The sequence below is a fragment of the Kurthia senegalensis genome, from assembly GCF_000285595.1.
GTDB classification, from domain to species: domain Bacteria; phylum Bacillota; class Bacilli; order Bacillales_A; family Planococcaceae; genus Kurthia; species Kurthia senegalensis.
On record NZ_HE611067.1, the window covers coordinates 222,864 to 242,871 of the forward strand.

General features: G+C 40.5%; 17 protein-coding genes. 10 read left to right on the top strand and 7 right to left on the bottom strand.

Annotated elements, in window-relative coordinates; genetic code table 11:
* Positions 1–88: 88 nt before the first annotated feature.
* Both panF and KSHG_RS10820 read right to left on the bottom strand, forming a co-directional pair.
* Positions 89–1,534 (bottom strand): sodium/pantothenate symporter, encoded by a 1,446-nt coding sequence (gene panF, locus KSHG_RS10815; RefSeq protein WP_010306021.1) that lies wholly within the window; start codon positions 1,532–1,534, stop codon positions 89–91.
* On the bottom strand, positions 1,534–1,797 hold the full coding sequence (locus KSHG_RS10820) for a YhdT family protein (protein ID WP_026022579.1): 264 nt from the start codon (positions 1,795–1,797) through the stop codon (positions 1,534–1,536). Before KSHG_RS10820 ends, panF begins: the two co-directional genes overlap by 1 nt.
* A 169-nt stretch (positions 1,798–1,966) precedes the next feature.
* Between KSHG_RS10820 and KSHG_RS10825 the strand changes: the two genes are divergently transcribed.
* Complete coding sequence (locus KSHG_RS10825; protein WP_010306029.1) at positions 1,967–2,899, top strand: LysR family transcriptional regulator; 933 nt, start codon at positions 1,967–1,969, stop codon at positions 2,897–2,899.
* Between the two features lie 109 nt (positions 2,900–3,008).
* On the opposite strand, the gene KSHG_RS10830 is transcribed toward KSHG_RS10825, so the two are convergent.
* The 4 genes from KSHG_RS10830 to KSHG_RS10845 form a co-directional block, all read right to left on the bottom strand.
* Positions 3,009–4,091, bottom strand: coding sequence for an iron-containing alcohol dehydrogenase family protein (locus KSHG_RS10830; RefSeq protein ID WP_010306034.1), 1,083 nt, complete (start codon positions 4,089–4,091; stop codon positions 3,009–3,011).
* A 192-nt stretch (positions 4,092–4,283) separates the two neighbouring features.
* Positions 4,284–5,852, bottom strand: a complete 1,569-nt coding sequence (locus KSHG_RS10835) for a methyl-accepting chemotaxis protein (RefSeq protein WP_010306039.1) — start codon at positions 5,850–5,852, stop codon at positions 4,284–4,286.
* 149 nt (positions 5,853–6,001) lie between these two features.
* Entirely contained in the window at positions 6,002–6,553 is a 552-nt protein-coding gene (locus tag KSHG_RS10840; protein ID WP_010306044.1) for an NUDIX hydrolase, read from the bottom strand.
* 13 nt (positions 6,554–6,566) lie between these two features.
* Positions 6,567–7,154: a hypothetical protein gene (locus KSHG_RS10845; protein ID WP_010306048.1), complete on the bottom strand. Its 588-nt coding sequence runs from the start codon at positions 7,152–7,154 to the stop codon at positions 6,567–6,569.
* A 101-nt stretch (positions 7,155–7,255) separates the two neighbouring features.
* On the opposite strand from KSHG_RS10845, the gene KSHG_RS10850 reads away from it, so the two are divergent.
* The 7 genes from KSHG_RS10850 to KSHG_RS10880 all read left to right on the top strand — a co-directional run bounded on the left by KSHG_RS10850 (position 7,256) and on the right by KSHG_RS10880 (position 16,049).
* Positions 7,256–7,687 carry a MarR family winged helix-turn-helix transcriptional regulator gene (locus tag KSHG_RS10850; RefSeq protein WP_010306051.1) on the top strand — a complete coding sequence of 144 codons (432 nt, stop codon included), beginning with the start codon at positions 7,256–7,258 and terminating at the stop codon, positions 7,685–7,687.
* A gap of 13 nt (positions 7,688–7,700) precedes the next feature.
* A complete protein-coding gene (locus KSHG_RS10855) occupies positions 7,701–8,612 on the top strand; it encodes a VOC family protein (protein WP_010306054.1) in 912 nt (303 codons plus the stop codon).
* Positions 8,613–8,617: 5 nt separating this feature from the next.
* Positions 8,618–9,673, top strand: a complete 1,056-nt coding sequence (locus tag KSHG_RS10860; RefSeq protein ID WP_010306058.1) for an LLM class flavin-dependent oxidoreductase — start codon at positions 8,618–8,620, stop codon at positions 9,671–9,673.
* Between the two features lie 584 nt (positions 9,674–10,257).
* Positions 10,258–12,438, top strand: a complete 2,181-nt coding sequence (locus KSHG_RS16870) for a DUF5776 domain-containing protein (protein WP_010306062.1) — start codon at positions 10,258–10,260, stop codon at positions 12,436–12,438.
* A 69-nt stretch (positions 12,439–12,507) separates the two neighbouring features.
* The gene (locus tag KSHG_RS10870; protein ID WP_010306065.1) at positions 12,508–12,837 is read left to right on the top strand and encodes a thioredoxin family protein; all 330 of its coding nucleotides are present in this window, start codon (positions 12,508–12,510) and stop codon (positions 12,835–12,837) included.
* Between the two features lie 515 nt (positions 12,838–13,352).
* A complete protein-coding gene (locus KSHG_RS10875) occupies positions 13,353–14,372 on the top strand; it encodes an ATP-grasp domain-containing protein (protein ID WP_010306068.1) in 1,020 nt (339 codons plus the stop codon).
* Between the two features lie 78 nt (positions 14,373–14,450).
* Complete coding sequence (locus tag KSHG_RS10880) at positions 14,451–16,049, top strand: methyl-accepting chemotaxis protein (RefSeq protein WP_010306072.1); 1,599 nt, start codon at positions 14,451–14,453, stop codon at positions 16,047–16,049.
* A 168-nt stretch (positions 16,050–16,217) separates the two neighbouring features.
* Here KSHG_RS10880 and KSHG_RS10885 read toward each other — a convergent pair whose 3' ends face one another.
* The gene (locus KSHG_RS10885; RefSeq protein ID WP_010306074.1) at positions 16,218–17,855 is read right to left on the bottom strand and encodes an FAD-binding dehydrogenase; all 1,638 of its coding nucleotides are present in this window, start codon (positions 17,853–17,855) and stop codon (positions 16,218–16,220) included.
* 272 nt (positions 17,856–18,127) lie between these two features.
* On the opposite strand from KSHG_RS10885, the gene aspA reads away from it, so the two are divergent.
* Positions 18,128–19,564 (top strand): aspartate ammonia-lyase, encoded by a 1,437-nt coding sequence (aspA, locus tag KSHG_RS10890; RefSeq protein ID WP_010306078.1) that lies wholly within the window; start codon positions 18,128–18,130, stop codon positions 19,562–19,564.
* Positions 19,565–19,738: 174 nt separating this feature from the next.
* Positions 19,739–19,993 carry a GlsB/YeaQ/YmgE family stress response membrane protein gene (locus tag KSHG_RS10895; protein ID WP_010306081.1) on the top strand — a complete coding sequence of 85 codons (255 nt, stop codon included), beginning with the start codon at positions 19,739–19,741 and terminating at the stop codon, positions 19,991–19,993.
* Positions 19,994–20,008: the final 15 nt, after the last annotated feature.

Below are 20,008 nucleotides of genomic sequence, written 5' to 3' on the forward strand. Positions count from 1 at the left end.
TTCTGAATTGTTCATTTTTTGTTCTTCCGATAAAAAAAAGAGTAAAGCGAGACGAATCGTCCTACTTTACTCTTTTTCACAACGTCCCTTAAATATATAAAGGCTGTTCTTTCACTTTTTTATGTGTTGCGATACTCACAATTACGAAAACGATGAGTGATAGAACGATTGGGAATGTGACCGTATGGACGCCGAAAATATTCGGAGATAGACGGTCGATGGCGATATACGTCAAGAGACCGACGACCATGCCACACATAGCTCCGTACTTGTTCGCCTTTTTCCAGTACAAGCCGAGAACGATTGGCCAAACGAATACCGCTTCTAAACCACCGAAAGCAAATAAATTTAACCAAACGATTAAATCAGGTGGGTTGAATGACATCAGAACGACTAAAATACCGACGATTGTCGTCACACTGAAGCTCGCCTTTTTAATCGTTGCTTCACTCGCGTCCGGTTTAATATAGTGCAAGTAAATATCTTTCACGATCGTTGAGCTGACCATCATTAGTAAAGCATTCACCGTCGACATAATCGCTGCCATCGGTGCTGCTAATACAATCCCTGCTAAAACAGGGGGGAGCACTTCCATCGTCAATGCGGGCATCACTTTATCGCCGATTTCGATTCCTGGAATGACTGCGCGACCGAATGCGCCGATTAAATGCATACCGAACATAATCGTTGCGATGCCGACTGTTCCGATCATAATCGCACGGTGCATGCCTTTAGACGATTTGTAACTCATCGCACGAACGGCGATTTGTGGTAAACCAATGACCCCAACACCGACTAAAATCCAGAAAGAAGATACGTATGTAGACGTATATTGACGCTCGTCACCGAATGGTGAAACGAGATTCGGATTAATGTTTACTAAGTCGTGCATAATGTTTGAAATACCGCCGCCTGCAATAATCGTACCGATTAATAAAACGACCGTTCCGATGACCATAATCGACCCTTGCAGTGCATCTGTTAAAGCAACGGCACGGAAACCACCGATCACGACATAAATTAATACGACGACCGCAAAAATAAAGAGTGCTGTCGTGTAGTTCATGCCTGTAAGCGACTCAATAAGCCGCGCGCCGCCTATCCACTGGGCAACCATCGATGCAAATAAGAAAATAATAATGCTGACTGCCGATACGATGACGACAACATGACTTTTATAGCGTTCACGTAAAAAGTCGATTAGCGTAATCGCTTTAAATTTGCGTGTCACAATGGCGAATTTTTTGCCGAGAACCATTAATACGAAATACCCAGCAGGTAGCTGTGCTAGTGCTAGTAATACCCAGCCAAGTCCCGTATTGTACGCAACCCCTGGACCACTAATGAAGCTCGATGCACTTCCGTACGTCGCCATCATCGTCATCGCGAGTAAGAAGCCGCCCATTTCGCGTCCACCTAAAAAATATTCCGATAAGAAAGAGTCCGAAGAACGAACGAGTTTATTCGACCAAAAGCCGATACCAAAAATAATAATGACAAAAATAGCTAATGGAATAATGACTTGCAGATGCATTATTTCTCCTCCTCTTCATCGTCTAAAGGTACTTCTTTAAAGACGAATTTCAGTAAAATGGCAATCAATACGAGCATCGTAATCGTCGTCACGATACAACTATAGAAAAACCATGCAGGGAAACCGAGGATATATGTATAGTCTTTTGGATCGCCGCCTCCCATACCGTAAGCGAACCCGTACCACATACCAAAGTTTAGTAACACTAACACTACTCCGATAATCGCTTCCCGATTCGCTACGCGATAACGCTTATCTTTCATCATGAAACACCCCTCTTTTTTTAATTCATTTCTCTAGTCATCTAAATGAATTGCATTCACAATCCATTTTTATATAAGATTAGTGTAGAAAACTTTATAGTTTATGTAAATTTCATTATAATAAACTTTAGTTAACATTTGCTTAACTGTCAATGGAGGGGTGAGGACAATGACGATCGAACAACTAAAATATATTGTAGCCATCGCAAAATACGGGACATTAAAAGATGCTTCCGAAGAATTACATATTACATTATCTGCACTAAGCCAAGGTCTGAATCGTTTAGAAAAAGAACTCGGTCTGACGTTATTCACACGAAGTCGTACCGGTTCAACGACGACAAAAGAAGGAAAAGTGATCGTGAATCATGCGAAAAGCGTGCTTAGTTCACTAAAAGACTTAACAGAAGTCGCACAAGTTATGCAAAACCGCCTAACGGGTACGTTAAAAGTCGCTTCGATTCCCGGACCTTTTTTCAAGCTGTTCACAATCGTCCAGCAAATGAAGTCGATTTATCCAGAAATCAACATTCAAATTCGTGAACAAAATTCGCAAACGATGTTGGAAGAGCTGAATAGCGAAAAAGTTGATGTCGCACTAGCCGTTTATAACGATGAAGACATTCAACACAACCCTGAATTAACGTTTACGAAAATTTCGACGTGCCAAATGCTCATCGTCGCACACGAAGATTCGCCCGTTATTCAAAATGGTCATGCCGTCACAGCCGAGCTTAAAAAGCAACCGGTCATTATTTTTGACGATAAAATGGTTATCGCCACAATGAATGAAATGAAATATGAATTCGGTCGAAATGCGATTGTCATTTCCGTAAACAACCCCCATATCGTGCAGCAGTACGTAGAGGAAAATAAAGCATACACAGTCGGGCTCGACTTGACGTTCACACATTCAAAAAGCTTTATGAAAAACATGAATTTCGCGAAAATCAACTTTTTGACGTCGATTCCCGTTGAGCATACGTTCGGCATCGTTACAAAAGCGAGTCGCCACGAAACACAGTTAATGAAAGAATTTGCTTACAAACTTAAAAAAGAATTTAAAGATTATACGAAAGAAATTTCGGCAATCGACGTATAAAAAGACGCAACGATGACGTAAATATTCATCGTTGCGTCTTTATTTTTCTTCTTATCGGTTCATTTTCTCTATTTCACACAATATTAACTTAAGTTAACGAAAACTTAACTTAAACTATCATCGTTCTTCTTTTTTCCAGTGCATGCATCGCTTCAAGTACGACTTCAGCTGTCATGTCTCCCGGCAATACGTGAATCGATTCTGCAGGAATCGTTGCTTTCACTGCGACTTCGTGCAATTCTTCGTCCGTTGCTTCTATTTGTAGAGCTGCGAGCGATTGTGGAAGATGAAGCATATCGTAAAATGGTTGTAACGCATCAATCTCATCTTCTTTTCCTTCTAATAGTAATTGCACGCAAATGCCGTATGCAACTTTCACACCGTGTAGCTGCGTATGCGATGCTTCGAGCGTCGTTAGTGCATTATGAATCGAGTGCGCCCCGGCTGTGCGTCCGTAATGATCGCCGTATCCGCCAACCATTCCCGCATACATGAACATCGTTTCGATGACATGAATAAACGCAGCATTCACGGTATTCGTATCGACGGCTTGCAATGCCGCTTCCGAATGTTGCAAGAGCAATTCCTTACATTGGCGAGCCGCTTCGTACGAAATCATCATCGGTACGGTTTTGTCGTCTATTTTTCCGAGTTGTACGTCCGCCTCGTACCATTTCGCAAGCGTATCTCCAATTCCCGCGATGAAATAATCGCGCGGTGTTGTTAACAACAGTACGGGATCGACTAATAGCAAACTCGTCGCAACAGGATAAATCTCGTAGCGGACGAACGCCCCTGTATCATCGTACAAAACGCTTAATGGCGTCCACGGCGCACAGTTCGATGCGATCGTTGGAATCGCAATGACTTGTTTATGTACCTCGTTCGCAACAGCTTTCGCTAAATCGATGACTTTCCCCCCTCCGACGCCAATAATCGCATCGTAATCAGTCATCATCGCCGCTACTTTGTCGACTTCAGAAAAAGAACATTCACCGCCGTACGTATATACGTCCGTTTGAACGTCTGTCATGTCCGGCCAAAAAGTATGTGCTTCTTGCCATGATTTTACCCCTGTAACGATAAGAGCACGGCAAATACCGCGCGGCAATAAGAAACTTTCTAGTTTTTGAAGAATCCCTTCCTCTACTACGTATTCACTCGGTGCTGCATGTACGTGAATTGTCTTCATTCGAATCACTCACTTTCTTAAACTAGTGGAATGCTCTCATTTTACGCTTTATTTTCTGAAAAATCATTCAATTCATCAAGCAATGAATAATTGTCGACAAGACTTAGCGACAACCACACATCACCTACAAACCCTCATTCCATTTCTCTATAAAAAAACACTTCCAAACGGCGCGTTTGAAAGTGTTTTTCATTATTTCAATTGTTGCGTCATCGCTTCCATTTCAGCTGATAAATTACTCAAGCTCTCACTTAACGAGTTGACGTGGTCAATCATATGATTTTGTTCTCCGTTTAAGCCATTTACTTTTTGAACGCTCCGTTTCAAATCTATCATCACATGATTAATTTGTTCAAAAATCGACCAGACGTCTTTCGCCTTTTGGTTAATGACAATCATAATTTCAGACATTTGATCGGCTTCTAACTTACTCGATTCTGCCGATTGTTGAATTATATAAAACGACTCGCCCGCACGTTTTGAAATGTCTGTTCCTTTTTCAACTTCGCGTAGCCCACGCTTCGCATCTTCCACATTTTTCGTAGAAGCGGACGTAATATGAGCGATTAAATCATTCACTTGCTGGCTTGATTTTGCCGATTGTTCCGCTAGTTTGCGTACTTCATCTGCGACGACAGAAAACCCTTTTCCAGCATCACCCGCACGTGCCGCTTCAATCGATGCATTTAGCGCGAGTAAATTCGTTTGGTCCGCGATGCCATTAATGACGCCGATAATTCCTTCAACTTCCGTCGCCAAATGGCCTAGTTGCTCGGAAGAAGCAGTAATATGCTGCACTGAGTCTTCGATTTTTTGCATTTGTTCATGTGTCGCGTCAATCATTTTTTGACCTTCCGCTGCTTTCACATTCGTATCAGACGATAACGTAGTCATCTTCGTTACCATATCGACTGCTTTTTTAATATCGTCATTAATAGCACTCGTCGTATCGATTGCCGTGGCGATTTCTTGTTGTTGTACGTCCGTCACCGAAATCAATTTTTCCATCTCTGCTTCTACGTCGGACGTCTTATGTTTCGAATGACCGACCGTTCCGTGTAAATCTAGCGAAGCGGTTGATAACACCGTTGATTTATGAACAATTTCTTCAACTGCTTGGTCGAGAAGTGCTTGGTGTTCTTCTCGCTCACGTGCCAACTTATTTTCCGTTTGTAAATTCGTCTGGATTTGTAAAAAAGAAGAAACGGTCATGAAAACGACGAAGATGATGTGTAATAAAAACATCGACGGCGTAATACCTTCTCCAAATACAGCCGGCGTGAACGGCGTTACGAAAAAGCCGAGTAAATGTTGGACCGCGAAAATGGCTGAAATCGTCCAAACAGCACGGTATTGATTGTAAAACGCAATAATCGCAATCGCGACAAAAATGCCGAAGTGATACGCCATCATGCCGTGCCCTGCTGTAATCATCGTACAAATAATCGCACCGAAAACGAACGGTGATAACATTTGCATACGTTCCGTCGCTTTATTTTTGTAGTACGTGTATAAAAAGATCGTTTCAAGCGTTAGTGATAAAATAAAAATACTATTCACATACACGTTAATGAGCTTACCCCAATTAAAAATTGAATACGTTTCTTCCTCTACTATATGACCCATACTCGGATTATGACTCATTTGCCCACTCCAAAAGAAATTGACTATGTAAATGAGTAACGTAAACATCATTAAAATGATGGATAATATCGCTACTACGCGGTTTTTTGCTATTAATTTTTGTCGTTGTTCAGTCATTATATATTCTCCATTCAGCTAAAATTGTTAAATAAAGGAATTTAACACATCTTTAAAACCAAAAGATAGTATAATATAATAGGACTATTAATTCTACACAAAAATATTTTTTCCTATCAAAAAAATATAAAAATAGTTCTTTAGTATCACTATTGAATTTTATCGATTATTTTTTGATAAATTGGCATCATATGTTCTTCTTTGCAATATGTCGCCAGTTCATTCAGTGGAATCCACGCGACGTCACTATTTTCTCCTTCACAAACGACGAGATGACTCGCATCATCTGCCTCCATCAAATACGTGACGTTTAAATGCAAATGTTCGGATACGTATTGTCCTTTTTTCATATGACCGAGTACGGTTAGTTGCTCGATTGAAATCGGCATTTGTTGTACGGGTGTTGCTACAACGCCCGTTTCCTCTTCTACTTCTCGCGTCGCAACGCGTAAAAAATCCGCTTCGCCGTCCGCATGTCCACCTGTCCATGCCCATGAATCATAAATATTATGAAAAGCCATTAACACGTGCGTACGTGCTTCATTCACGACAAATGCTGAGCACGTCATATGAGCAATCGGATTTTCACGTGTTAATACGTCTTCGAAATGCTCAAAGGCATAACGAAAAGCCGCTAAATCCTTTTCTTCTTGTTCGTTCGTCGGTACGTATGTAAGTAATTGTTGTTGCCATGCGTTCATTTTGTCATTCCTCCTAATAATTTAACATCAATTGGTTCGCAAGAGCTGCCATGCCAATTTCGACCATCAATTCTTTCGTAATCGTCGCTTCTGGGTGATAGCACCGGTCATTCGTAATTTGTACGTGCAAAACCGCTTGGCGCAATTCATTTCGTTGAACCATTAATGCGTGAATGTCTGCCATTTCCTCAAACATCACATGTTGTAACGGTTCATCCAATGCTTCTACGAGTACTTGCTCATCCCCGTTAATAAGTCGTTTAAACGCATCAATCGCCTGAATGAACGGCGGAAGCGTTTCGACTTCTTCCCCTTGAAATGCCCGCTGTTTAATTAATCGTACGAGCGCTTGTTCAATCACCGTATCTTTTTCGAGTACTGTGTGATCGTTCAACAATGCGACGTCGATCGCAGGCCAATTAATCGGCGCTTCCTTTTCTGCACGGTCAATCGCTAAATATTCATTCATTTCATCAATCGCCGCTTGGAAACACATATAAGCTCGGCTGTAGCGATGACGCTCCGCTAAAATCAAGCCATCCTCAATTAATGCTGTACTATTTTCTTTTAATGCACGAAGCACTTGTTCTGTATATGTCATACACATCCCCCCTTTTTTTCTATTATAGCGAAGCCAAAGCATTTTCGTTGATTTGTTATCACTTTACATGTAAAGTGATAACAAAGAAGAGGAGGTTTGGCATGCATCAGACGAGAGCATCCCTTATATGGGTTCGACTAGCACGATTCCACGAGCAAAGTAATTCCTTATCGAATCAATTTTTAGCTTCTTTTGACTTAACGTCTTCCCAATTTGATCTTTTAGTACAAATTGCGTCGCACGAGCCGATTACACAGCAACAACTTGCATCGAAAGTACTCGTTTCAGAAGGCGGCATATCCCGCTCTTTAAAACGCATCGAGCAACTCGGTTGGATTGAACGTCAAAAAGAATGGAAAACGAATTGGATTCGCTTGACGAAAAAAGGCGCTGACAAGCTAGAAGAAGTATATGACCAACAAGTCGCATTCCAATCTGCTTTATTTGAAGACTGCTTATGCGAAGAAGAACAAAAGCAGCTTTACTATTTATTGTCCAAGCTTCAAAAAAATACAGAAAACAAGCTTTCCTGAGGAGGAAATTCCCATGCATCATCACATTTCCATGATTACGAAAAATGCCAACACGAACAATCATTTTTATCGTCACATTTTAGGCTTACACCGCGTGAAACTAACCGTAAACCAAGACTCACCAACGATGTACCATTTATTTTTCGGTGATACGACAGGAACACCTGGGACAGGTATTACTTTTTTTGAAATGCCGATTGCTGGTGCAACACACCGCGGCACGAATGCTATTACAGGATTTTCACTCATCGTACCGTCAGAACAAAGTTTAGCGTTTTGGGCACAACGTTTTGATACATTCGGTGTCAAACACGATGCAATAACGACTTACGCTGGACGCCCTGCACTTCCATTTGAAGACGAAGATGGTCTACGCATGCATTTAATCGCAAGCGACGACCGTGAAGATTTCTGGGAACCATACGCACACGAAGAAATTCCAGACGAACATTTAATTCAAGGGATGGGTACAGTTGAATTAACCGTGTCACGTTTTGAAAAACTAGAAAAAACATTAACAGGCATTTTCAATTACACGAAAGCAGCTGACCATACGTTCCAACAAACAGCAGGCTCTGCTGTCGGTGAAATTTTCGTCATTGAAAAACAAGGCGACCGTGAAAAGCCAGGTAGAGGAAGCATTCATCACTTAGCACTTCGTACGAAAGATGAAGCATCATTACGTGATATTTTAGCAGCTGCTAAAGAAGCCGGTTTCCACGTTTCAGACGTCATCGACCGCTATTTCTTCAAGAGCATTTACTTCCGTGAATCAAACGGTATTTTAATCGAAGTCGCAACAGACGGCCCTGGATTTACAATCGATGAAAACGTTGAAGACATGGGTAAAACACTTGACTTACCACCATTTTTAGAAAATAAACGCCAAGAAATCTTGAAAAAACTATCAACCATTGAGGAGTAATTCATATGACGAATGAACAAAAAGCACTTGAGTTTGGTCTGTATTCACTTGGCGATTATATGCCTAATAAAGCGAATGGCCATCTTTCTGCACAACAACGCATTCAAGAAATCATTCAATTAGCGACGTATGCCGAACAAGCGGGCATCGATGTGTTTGCATTAGGTGAAAGCCACCAAGATTATTTCACGACGCAAGCACATACCGTTCTATTAGGTGCGATTGCACAAGCGACGAAAACGATTCGCTTAGCAAGTTCTGCAACCGTATTAAGCGTCCAAGATCCAGTAAAAGTGTATGAAGACTTTTCAACGATTGATTTAATTTCAAACGGTCGTGCTGAAATCGTCGCAGGTCGTGGCTCTCGTGTCGGTGCCTACGATTTATTCGGTATCGATTTAGCCGATTACGAAGAAATTTTTGAAGAGAAACTCGCGTTGTTAAAACAACTAAACGATGCAGACGGTCCCGTTTCATGGTCAGGGAAATTCCGTCCTGAACTGAAAAATGCGAACATCTTACCTCAACCTCAAAACGGCAAACTCCCTATTTGGCGTGCGGTTGGTGGACCTCCTGGCTCGGCAATTAAAGCCGGCTACATGGGCATTCCGATGATGTTAACGACATTAGGCGGACCTGCGATTAACTTCCAAGTTTCTGTCGATGCGTATTACGAAGCACTCCAACGAAGCGGCTTTGAAGCATCTCAGTTCCCTCTCGCAACAGCGAGCTTATGCCACGTCGGTAGTGACCGATCACAATCGATTACACAAGCAGCAACGTATTTATCTGCTGGTTTCGAAAAAATTCGTGGTAGTGGCTACCCTCGTTATCAAGTTGAAGAAGCGGCAAATGACGCAACGAATGCTTTAATGGTCGGCGAACCTGCCATGATTGTTGAAAAAATGTTATACCAACATGAACTTTTCGGCATGGACCGCTTCATGGCCCAAATTGATTTCGGTGGTATTCCTTTCGACGAAGCGATGCGCATTGTCGATCGTATCGGTGAATTCGTTTTACCTGAAGTGAAAAAATTCGCGAAAAACCCTCGCTATTAATAAAGAAAAAAGTCTGGGACATTCTCCTAACGTAAATAAAAATGACGCTGTCAATCGACAGCGTCATTTTTATTATGTATTTTTTCGCTACTTGCGAGAAAATGAGTTGGAGCCATACCTGAGAAAAGCGTCCGTTAAATTCCCTTTAAAAGAAATGTCTTTTCACTGGCTCAATTTCGTAGTTCAGTTCCTTATAACACCTATTTAGTTAAGATTTTATACCAACTTCATTTTTCATTTCAATTAATGATGCTGTCGAATAGTTCTATGAATCTAGTTATTTTTGATTCCATGCCATTTGATACAGTTCGTACTTTTTCATTCATTCTTCTTTTTACGTAGTTCTTTCATTTACTGTAATAAGAAGAAAGTATTTTATAACTATTTGATTTTTCCTTAACTAAAATCAAATACCTATTTTATTTCCTTTTTCACCTTTTATTGATGATTCACACATCATTTTGGCTTTATTTTGTAATAAAAATAAATCAATTTGAGATACAAATGTCATATAAATAAAACAAAGCCGTCTTTTTTATCTGCTATACTATTTTCATATAAAAATAATGGAGGATCAAATAATTATGAAAAATATAGTACGCTCCGCAACAATCGCGGCTTTATTGGCATCTGCAGTTACAGCTCCGCTCGCTGCGAACGCAGAAGAACTTGCCCCAGCAAAACCCGATAGTACTGTGGAATGGGAAGGAACGCCGTACGTGACAGATACGACACAAACGAACAATCGATTGCGTACACTTTCAACAGATGAAAAAATTATCGACGTGTCCAAATGGCAAGGTTCGATTGACTGGTCTAAAGTCGCAAAAACGGTTGATTTCGCTATCATTCGTACACAGTACGGTAGTTCTGTTGAAGATACGATGCATAAAACGTATGAAAAAAATGCCATTGCGAACAACGTCCCCTTTGGCGTGTATTCTTATAGCTTAGCAGTTTCTACGTCAGATGCACGTGCAGAAGCGCGTAGTTTTTACAACCGCGCAAATAAAAATGCAAAAATGTACGTCATCGATGTAGAAGAAATGACGAGCACTTCAGGTGAGTCAATGCGTAAAGTGATCAATGCTTACGTTGATGAGCTACGCAAATATACCGACAAAAAAATTGGCTTATACATTGCCCATCACTTATATCCAAAATTAAATTTAGATACGTCAAAAGCAGATTTTGTATGGATTCCTCGTTACGGTTCAACCGCTCCGTCTTATACATATGATTTATGGCAATATACAGACAAAGGGATTGTGTCAGGCATTAATGGCTATGTCGATATGAACCGTCTAAAAGCAGGCAAAGAATTGTCGGACATTAGCGGTAAATCCGATATGGTGACACAAACTGGTAGTGATATCGATTATTCAAAATATTATACAGCGACGAATAAACCAGCTTACGTGCAACTATTAAAAGACGTGGATACGTTCAAATCAACTGCTTTAACAGCTGGCAATAAAACCGGCACGCTCGACAAAAATGAAGTCGTAAAAGTAATCGGCATCGTGAATAGCGCATCTGGCTATCCTCGTCTAAAAATCGGGACGAATAAATACATTACAGCGAGCAAATCACTCGTTCAAAAAATTACTGCATCATACGACAATTATTACTACACAAATCCAGATAACGTATTGTTCAAAAAAGATGCAAAAATTTATAGCAGTACGACAATGAATGAAAGTACAGAAAAAGGAACATCTTACACTGCCGGTACGGTTGTAGACGTTCTAAATATTGCTTACTCAAGCACAGGTGTTCCTCGCTTGAAAACGACACGTGGCTACGTAACCGCGAACAAAAACATGGTACAGCAAGCGAAAACAGGAATTAACTACAAAAACTTCCACTTCGTAAATCCTGGCTACGTACAAATTATGAAAGATCTTGTAACGTATAAATCGACTTCATTTACAGCATCAAAAGCGAATGGATCGGTTGCTGCGGGTCAAGTCGTAAAAGTAACGGGCATCGACTTTTCAAGCACGGGCTATCCTCGCTTGAAAATCGGGACGAACAAATACATTAATGCAAACAAAGCGTACGCTCAAAAAATCGTATCAAGCTACAATAACTACTACTACACGAACCCTAAAAAAATTATCGTGAAAAAAGAAGCCGGTATTTATGATGATACGACGATGAACAGCAGTACAGCGACAGGCAAAACGTATGACGTAGGTGATATTGTAAACGTAACAGGCATCGCTTACTCAGATACAGGTGTTCCTCGTCTCATCACAGCGGATGGTTACATTTCTTCAAACAAAAACATGGTACAAAAAGTCGTTGCTTCCATCAACAATTACGTGACGACCATTCCCGCAAAAGTCGTAAGTAAAACAGGCATTTGGGAATACAATTCAACGAATTTTGATACGAGCAATCGTTATAAATCATACAAAGTGAATCAACTTTTCACTATTACAGGCATTGAGTACACAGCAGGTGGTACACCACGCTTAAAAACATCAACAGGCAAATACATTACAGCGAATAAGCTAAATGTCCAACCCGTTGTAAAAAACATTACGTCTTACTATTACGGAACGAAAATACCGAGTGAATTAACGCTTGCCAAAGCGACGTCACAATGGAAAACGGTTAATTTAACAGGCAAAATCAAAGACTTCGCTGCGGGTCAAGTCGTATCGATTAAAGAAGTCGGTTATTCAGACAATGGCTATCCTCGCTTCCAACTAACAGATGGTACGTACATTACAGCGAACAAACTAAACTTTAAATAAGCAGTTATTTTGCAATGCACATACGCGAATGCTATGATAAAAACACTTTGAACAAAAAGGAGAATGATCATGGCAATCGTGCATGTTACAACTGCAGAAGAAATCAATGCGCAAGTCGCAACTAATAAAATGGTCGTCCTCAACTTTTGGGCTACGTGGTGTGGTCCTTGTCGAATGTTCGCTAACGTACTGGAACAAATCGATGAAGAAATGGAAGACGTACGCGTTTTAAAAGTAAATGTCGACGAGCATCCCGAACTATCAGAGAAATTTGAGGTAATGGGCATTCCGCATACACGCGTTATTTTAAACAATGCCATGTATGAACCCCTCGTAGGGTATATCCCATACGAACAACTACAACCAATGCTTGAAACCGAATTAAAAGAAGAAGCGTAAAACTCTCTTCCTATTTAAATGAACGTTTTAGCACTTTATAAACACCGAACTGTTTACTCGACAGTTCGGTGTTTTTTTACGTATGCTTCCCCTTTTCGACACTCTGTTATTTTATCCCAATAATATTTTCCCCTTTTCATATTCAAAATGAATGGCTATTTCTCTTTTATCCATATATTCTCTCGTTACCGTTTGCTTTTTAAGTCATTCCATACGTAATTTCATTTAGTGAACGCATTTTTTGTAAATAAAAGGCGAATTAATTGTAAACAGTAGTCTTTTATTCGTGTATAATGGTATATTGATAGGTATAAAGTTATTTATATGTTTTTAAAACTAAGTATTTAGAACGTGAATAAAATAGTAAAAAGGAGTTATTATATGTTTTTTTAGATACAAAATACATTTCACCACTTCTCCACGAAACTTTATTAAAAAATCAATTTTCACTTTATGATTTCAGGCATCGACAATTTTTACGTGGTGAAGGTCAACCTTTAACGAAGCACGTCATCATGAACTCTGAAAACGCCTTCCAAACATTTGAAACGGCATACGAAGAAACATTCCCTCAATTAGTGCATACCGCTAAAATCTTCAAAGATAAAATTGCTTTCCGCAAAAAATTATCCGCACATTATCCGCACTTCTACTTCCAAGAAGTGACGTTACACACATTGCAAACGATGGACTATGAAGCGTTACCGTATCCATTAATCGTTAAACCGGCAAAAGGATATTCAAGCGTCGGCGTTTTCTTACTTAAAAATGCCACACAGTTCAAAGAAACGATTGCCGAATTGTATACGACGATGGCAAATACCGTCATGCCGCATGAGCTCCCTGCTTTAGCAGAACGTGCCTTTTTACTCGAAAGCTACATTTCGGGGCAAGAATATGCAATCGATATGTATTTCAATGAACAAGTGGAGCCGGTCATTTTAAATTTATTTACACGTACGTTTAAAGATGCTCATGACATGAGTGACCGCGTCTACTATACGAGCAAAGAAACACTGCAAAAAGCACTCATGCCGATGACAAACTACTTAAAAACATTACAAGGCGTCTTTCATATTCCTGCGATGCCGCTTCATATTGAGCTACGTATGAACGAAGATGGCACGATCATCCCGATTGAGATTAATCCGCTTCGCTTCGCCGGTGAAGGTACGACCGATCTCGGTTTTTACGCATATGACATTTGTTCGTACGATTATTTCATCGAACAAAAACAACCGGACTGGGCAACGATTATCGAGCAAATGGATGAACAACTTTATGCGTTCACATGCGCTTCACTAGACGTCACATTACAAGAAAATGAAATTGTTGCCATTGACCATGAACGACTAAAACGCCAATTTTATACCGTGCTAGATTACCGTAAGTTACCGGTGATGAGTCATGAAACATTTGCCGTTATTTTTTACAAATGTGCGCACGTGGACGATTTTACATCCATTTTACAATTAGATTTTACCGACTATCTTTATATTCATAATACGAACGAAAGCGAGGCATCACTCGTATGAACATCAAAAAAATCTTTAAACAAAAAAATTATCGCTTCTTTTTTAAGTGTAATTATTTTAATTACTGCGGCATTATCAATGATTTTATTTACGATTACGAACAACTTAGTGAATGACAATATCATTCCACAATACGAAGCAAATTTAAAATTGAGCATGGAAAAATTCCAAAGTGAATTTGACGCCGATTTAATTAACAAGGCGAAAAAAGACAAACAGGCTTATAATGAACTCAGTTCGAAAATCAATGCCTTTATGCAAGAACATGATTTAGAAAATGCGTACGTTATGAGTAAAGTAGATGGCAAAGACGTCATTTTAGCGTTAAGCAATACGGATGATTATTTAACCGCTTTAGACTTTACGAAAGACCAAGCGAGAGCGCTTGATCAAACGGACCTCATCGTGAGCGACATTTATAAAGACGATTACGGCAAACACATTTCAACATTCATTCAAATTCCGGGAACGGATTCTGTTCTTGGTCTTGATGCCGATGCTGATTTTATCGATACGTTAAATCATAAATTACTGCTGTATATTATGATTGCCGCAATTGTGGCGATTGCGGTTGGGACGACAGCAGCCTACTTTATTTCACGTAGTATCGTACGTCCAATTAGCCGCCTCGTTCACCATACGGAAGAAGTGGCAGAAGGCGACTTAACGATCACACTTGAAAATAATGCCGTCGATGAAACAGGACGCTTGATCGACAGTTTCAATCAAATGCAACATGAACTGCATTCGACACTCGCACAAGTCAATGATACGACGGTACATGTCGTCGATGGTTCTGAAACGTTAAAAGAAAGTGTTTACCAAATGACCGATACGACGAATCAAGTAACGAGTGCCGTACAGGAGATTGCAGCGAATACAGAGCAAACGACAGCCGGTGCGAAACAAAACTTAACGATGATTCATTCATTAACTGAAAAAATCACACAAATTTCGGAGTCAACGATTCAAATTTCGGACGATACGAAACATGCTGCAAACGTTGCAATCGAAGGAAACCAAAATATCCAAAAATCTGTTGAAGGCATTGATATTATTAGCCAAACCGCTAAAAATTCATTGACGATTACAGAAAAAATGAACAACCGCGCACAAGAAGTAAGTCAAATTACGAAAATGATTTCAGGCATTTCTGACCAAATTAACTTACTCGCTTTAAATGCAGCGATTGAAGCGGCTCGTGCAGGCGAATATGGAAAAGGCTTCGCCGTTGTCGCAGACGAAATTCGTTCACTCGCTGAACAATCTGCAACGTCTGCCAGTACGATTACATCTCTTATTAATGAAATGCAAAAAGATTCGCAACAAACCGTAACCGCAATTAGCAACGTCGTTCAAAAGATTGATGACGAAAGCACAACGATTTACGGTGCAGGCGAAACGTTCCAAAACATCGTCAACCTCGTAGAACATGTCAAAGCCGACTTAGCCTCTGTAACGAGCAACATTCAAAGCATGGCATCAAATTCACACGAGTTAGTAACGACGACGAATACGACCGTTGAATCGTTAGAAGAAACGAATATGAGTTCTCAAACGATTGCGGCTTCTATGGAAGAACAAGCTGCTTCTACAGAAGAAATGTTAAGCATTACTGTTGAATTAAATTCAATGGTCGAAAACTTACAACAACAAGTCGACCGCTTTAAGCTTTAAACGATTCGGTCGCCTCTATTGAAAAAAGAGGCTGGGGCAACACCTTAGTTAATAAGAAAAGACATGCATGATTTGAATAAAATCATGCATGTCTTTTTTGTCTGTTGTTCTTCGTTTCTGCCGACGCTTTTCGCAGGTACGGCTTCATCTCATTTCCCTAATCATATATTATGGAATCGCACGCCCAACCGTATAACCAGTAAAAATACAACCGCCGAGAAACGTCCCTTCTAGCGCACGATACCCGTGTACTCCGCCACCGCCAAAACCAGCCGCCTCTCCGACTGCATAAAGCCCTTCTAAAACCGAACCATCTTGCTCTATTACTTGCCCCTTTAAATTCGTTTGAATACCGCCTAATGTTTTACGCGTCAAAATACGTAGACGAACAGCGATGAGTTTGCCACTTGCTGGGCTTAAAAAGGCATGTGGCTTCGCAACTCGAATGAGTTTTTCTGATACGTAGCGGCGCGCTTTATAAATAGACGAAACTTGTGCATCCTCACTTTCCTTATTTAAAATCGTAGCATCATGTTGTTGCAACACCGTTTTCAACGTTAAAAAGTCGATATGTTCTGTTTGCGTAAGCGCGTTCATCTTCGCGGCTAACTCTTTGACGCTCGTTGCGACGAGGAAATCTTCTCCTTCATCGACAAAACGTTGTACAGGAGCCGGTGCGCCTTTACGAAGACGTTGCATTAACAATCGAATGCTTTTATCCGTCAAATCCGGATTTTGCTCAGAGCCCGATAGCGCAAACTCTTTCGCAATTACTTGTTCCGTCAAAATAAACCATGAATAATCAAATCCGGTCTGTTGAATTGCTTCTAAAGACGTCAACGTATCAAATCCGGGATAATTCGGATGGGGTAGTTTCTTCCCCGCTCCGTCCAACCAAATAGACGAAGGTCCAGGTAAAATTCGAATGCCATGTTCATGCCACACAGGTGCATAATTTCGAATCCCTTCCGTATAGTGCCACATACGATCTTTATTAACGATTTTTGCCCCTTGTCCTTCCGCAATTTGTAATAGCTTCCCATCAACATAAGACGGGACGCCTGCAAGCATTTGTTCAGGTGGTTTGCCGAGGCGTGCTGGCCAATTTTCTTTTACGAGTTGTAAATTAGCCCCGATACCCCCAGAAGCAATAACGACCGCTTCCGCTTTTAATTGAAACGACTGTTTGACCATTCGGTTCGTCGCCTCTCCTCTCGCTGCCGAATCTTCTTCTAACACATTTCCTGATACGCCCGTCACGCGCCCTTCTTTCATCATAAGTGCCGTCACTTCATGTCGTGGTAAGTACGTTAATTGCCCCGTTTTTTGTGCACGCAATACGGCCTCTTTAAACGGTGCTACGATGCCTGGTCCCGTCCCCCACGTAATATGAAATCGTGGCACAGAATTACCGTATCCTCCTTTTAAAATGGCCCCTCGCTCTGCCCAACCGACAACTGGGAAAAACCGAATCCCTTTCGACTTTAAATACGCATACTTTTCATGCGTCGCAAACGATACGTAAGCCTTCGCCCATTGCTCACCGAAAAAATCCTCTCCGTCTAAACGGTCAAATCCTGCAGCAAGTGACCAATCTTTCCACGCTCGTTCGAACGTATCACGAATGCCCATCCTCCGCTGTTCAGGTGTATTTACTAAAAATAATCCACCGAATGACCAATGCGCTTGCCCGCCTAACGATTGCGGTCCTTCTTGGTCCAATAACAACACACGCTTCCCTCTTTCCAGAAGTTCTGTCGCTGTTACGAGGCCTGCTAAACCTGCGCCTACAATTATCACATCCATTGCTTTTTCCCACCCTTTCAACATAAAATAACGTTATACTTGTATTCCCTATAAGCGTACAAAAACCCTTTTTCGATGGCGGAATTTTCCGAATATTAATCGAATGACAATTAACAGTGGTAAACGCTTTCAAAAGACGTTACAGTATGGATAGAATCAAATTGCATTTCCAACTCATTTCGTAAAATGAGCGATTTCAATACGAAATCATCTAAACAAACATAAATTAAAAGTGAGGTGACTTTCAGCGGTAATCCGCTGAATACACAACGATGGATACACGTAAAGAACATGATTTTTTAGGCGAATTAGAAATTTCAAACAGTGCTTACTACGGCGTTCAGACGATGCGCGCATTAGCTAACTTCCCCATTACAGGATATACGATTCACCCTGAATTAATCCGTGCTATGGCAATTGTAAAAAAATCTGCAGCACAAGCCAACGCTGCAACGAAACAATTAAAACCATCTACTGCTGAAGTCATGATCGAAGCATGTGACGAAATTATCGAAGGCAAATGGCACGAACAATTCGTCGTCGATCCAATCCAAGGTGGCGCAGGAACCTCTATTAATATGAATACGAATGAAGTCATCGCCAACCGTGCACTTGAAATTTTAGGCTACGACAAAGGTCGCTTCGATATTATTAGCCCGAACAACCACGTCAACATGGCACAATCAACGAATGATTCATTCCCAACAGCAATCCACATCGCTGCGCATTCAATGATTCAAAAATTAGGCAAAACGATGAAAAAAATGAAAGACACATTTGAAGCAAAATCAGCAGAATTTGATGATGTAATTAAAATGGGTCGTACGCATTTACAAGACGCTGTGCCAATCCGTCTCGGTCAAGAATTCGAAGCGTATGCGGCAGTTGTCGGTCGTGACATTAAACGAATCAAAACAGCACAAGAAAGCTTACTTTCTGTCAATCTTGGTGCTACAGCAATCGGTACAGGCTTGAACGCAGATCTTGAATACCGTGAACTTGCCATTAACTTCTTACGTAAAAATGCAGGCTACCCATATGCCCTTGCACAAAACTTAATTGACGGTACACAAAATACAGACGTATACACAGAAGTATCTTCTGTCTTAAAAGTATGTATGCTAAACATGTCTAAAATTGCGAACGACATTCGTATGATGGCTTCTGGCCCAACAGCTGGTTTAGGTGAAATCATATTACCTGCACGTCAACCAGGATCATCTATCATGCCAGGGAAAGTAAACCCTGTTATGCTGGAAGTGATGAACCAAGTTGCTTTCCAAGTAGCGGGGAATGATTTAACGATTTCAATGGCTTCAGAAGCAGGTCAATTCGAATTAAACGTAATGGAACCGGTACTCGTATACAATTTATTACAATCTATTCAAATTATGAACAACGTCTTTGAAGTGTTCACTGAATATTGCTTGAAAGATATTAAAGCGAATAAAGAACGCTTACTTGCTTACGTTGAAAATTCAATCGGGATTATTACAGCTGTATCTCCTTACATCGGTTACGAATCTTCTTCACGCATTGCGCGTGAAGCATTATCTACTGGTAAATCTGTACGTGAACTATGCGTTGAGTACGGTCACTTCACACCTGAAGAAATCGACAAAATTCTTAGCCCATATGCACTTACAACACCAGGTGTATCAGGAAACTTAGCACAATACCGTGCCGAACATAACCAAGGATTAAAATAAGATTCTCCTTCCCTCTTCGATCATTGAAGAGGGTTTTTTTTATGCGTTCACGATTTCTTTTTATTCCAATTAAATGATTTTTTTAACATTTTTAAATAACCTATGTTTATTTATTTTTCTGTTGGGAATATAAATAAAGAACAACATTTCATAATATTAGGAGGGATTTTTACTATGTTTTCATTTATTTGGTACATTATCATCGGTGGTATTCTAGGATGGCTAGCAGGTCTTATTCTTGGTAAAGATGTCCCTGGTGGCGTAATCGGGAACATTATCGCAGGTATTATTGGGGCTTGGATCGGTAGCTTCCTTGGCGATTGGGGTCCAAAATTAAGCAGCTTCTACGTTTTCCCAACACTACTTGGTACAATCGTTTTAATTTTAATCTTCAGCTTCATTATGAAGTCTGTAGGAAAAAAAGCGTAATCTAGTTACAATCGA

Bases quoted from the DNA above. Each gene is read 5' to 3' on its own strand.
- KSHG_RS10885 (WP_010306074.1), bottom strand. From the start codon at position 17,855: ATGGATGTGATAATTGTAGGCGCAGGTTTAGCAGGCCTCGTAACAGCG.
- KSHG_RS10895 (WP_010306081.1), top strand. From the start codon at position 19,739: ATGTTTTCATTTATTTGGTACATTATCATCGGTGGTATTCTAGGATGG.
- KSHG_RS10870 (WP_010306065.1), top strand. From the start codon at position 12,508: ATGGCAATCGTGCATGTTACAACTGCAGAAGAAATCAATGCGCAAGTC.
- KSHG_RS16870 (WP_010306062.1), top strand. From the start codon at position 10,258: ATGAAAAATATAGTACGCTCCGCAACAATCGCGGCTTTATTGGCATCT.
- KSHG_RS10830 (WP_010306034.1), bottom strand. From the start codon at position 4,091: ATGAAGACAATTCACGTACATGCAGCACCGAGTGAATACGTAGTAGAG.
- KSHG_RS10845 (WP_010306048.1), bottom strand. From the start codon at position 7,154: ATGACATATACAGAACAAGTGCTTCGTGCATTAAAAGAAAATAGTACA.
- KSHG_RS10835 (WP_010306039.1), bottom strand. From the start codon at position 5,852: ATGACTGAACAACGACAAAAATTAATAGCAAAAAACCGCGTAGTAGCG.
- KSHG_RS10875 (WP_010306068.1), top strand. From the start codon at position 13,353: ATGAACTCTGAAAACGCCTTCCAAACATTTGAAACGGCATACGAAGAA.
- aspA (WP_010306078.1), top strand. From the start codon at position 18,128: ATGGATACACGTAAAGAACATGATTTTTTAGGCGAATTAGAAATTTCA.
- panF (WP_010306021.1), bottom strand. From the start codon at position 1,534: ATGCATCTGCAAGTCATTATTCCATTAGCTATTTTTGTCATTATTATT.
- KSHG_RS10820 (WP_026022579.1), bottom strand. From the start codon at position 1,797: ATGAAAGATAAGCGTTATCGCGTAGCGAATCGGGAAGCGATTATCGGA.
- KSHG_RS10860 (WP_010306058.1), top strand. From the start codon at position 8,618: ATGACGAATGAACAAAAAGCACTTGAGTTTGGTCTGTATTCACTTGGC.
- KSHG_RS10825 (WP_010306029.1), top strand. From the start codon at position 1,967: ATGACGATCGAACAACTAAAATATATTGTAGCCATCGCAAAATACGGG.
- KSHG_RS10855 (WP_010306054.1), top strand. From the start codon at position 7,701: ATGCATCATCACATTTCCATGATTACGAAAAATGCCAACACGAACAAT.
- KSHG_RS10850 (WP_010306051.1), top strand. From the start codon at position 7,256: ATGCATCAGACGAGAGCATCCCTTATATGGGTTCGACTAGCACGATTC.
- KSHG_RS10840 (WP_010306044.1), bottom strand. From the start codon at position 6,553: ATGAACGCATGGCAACAACAATTACTTACATACGTACCGACGAACGAA.
- KSHG_RS10880 (WP_010306072.1), top strand. From the start codon at position 14,451: ATGATTTTATTTACGATTACGAACAACTTAGTGAATGACAATATCATT.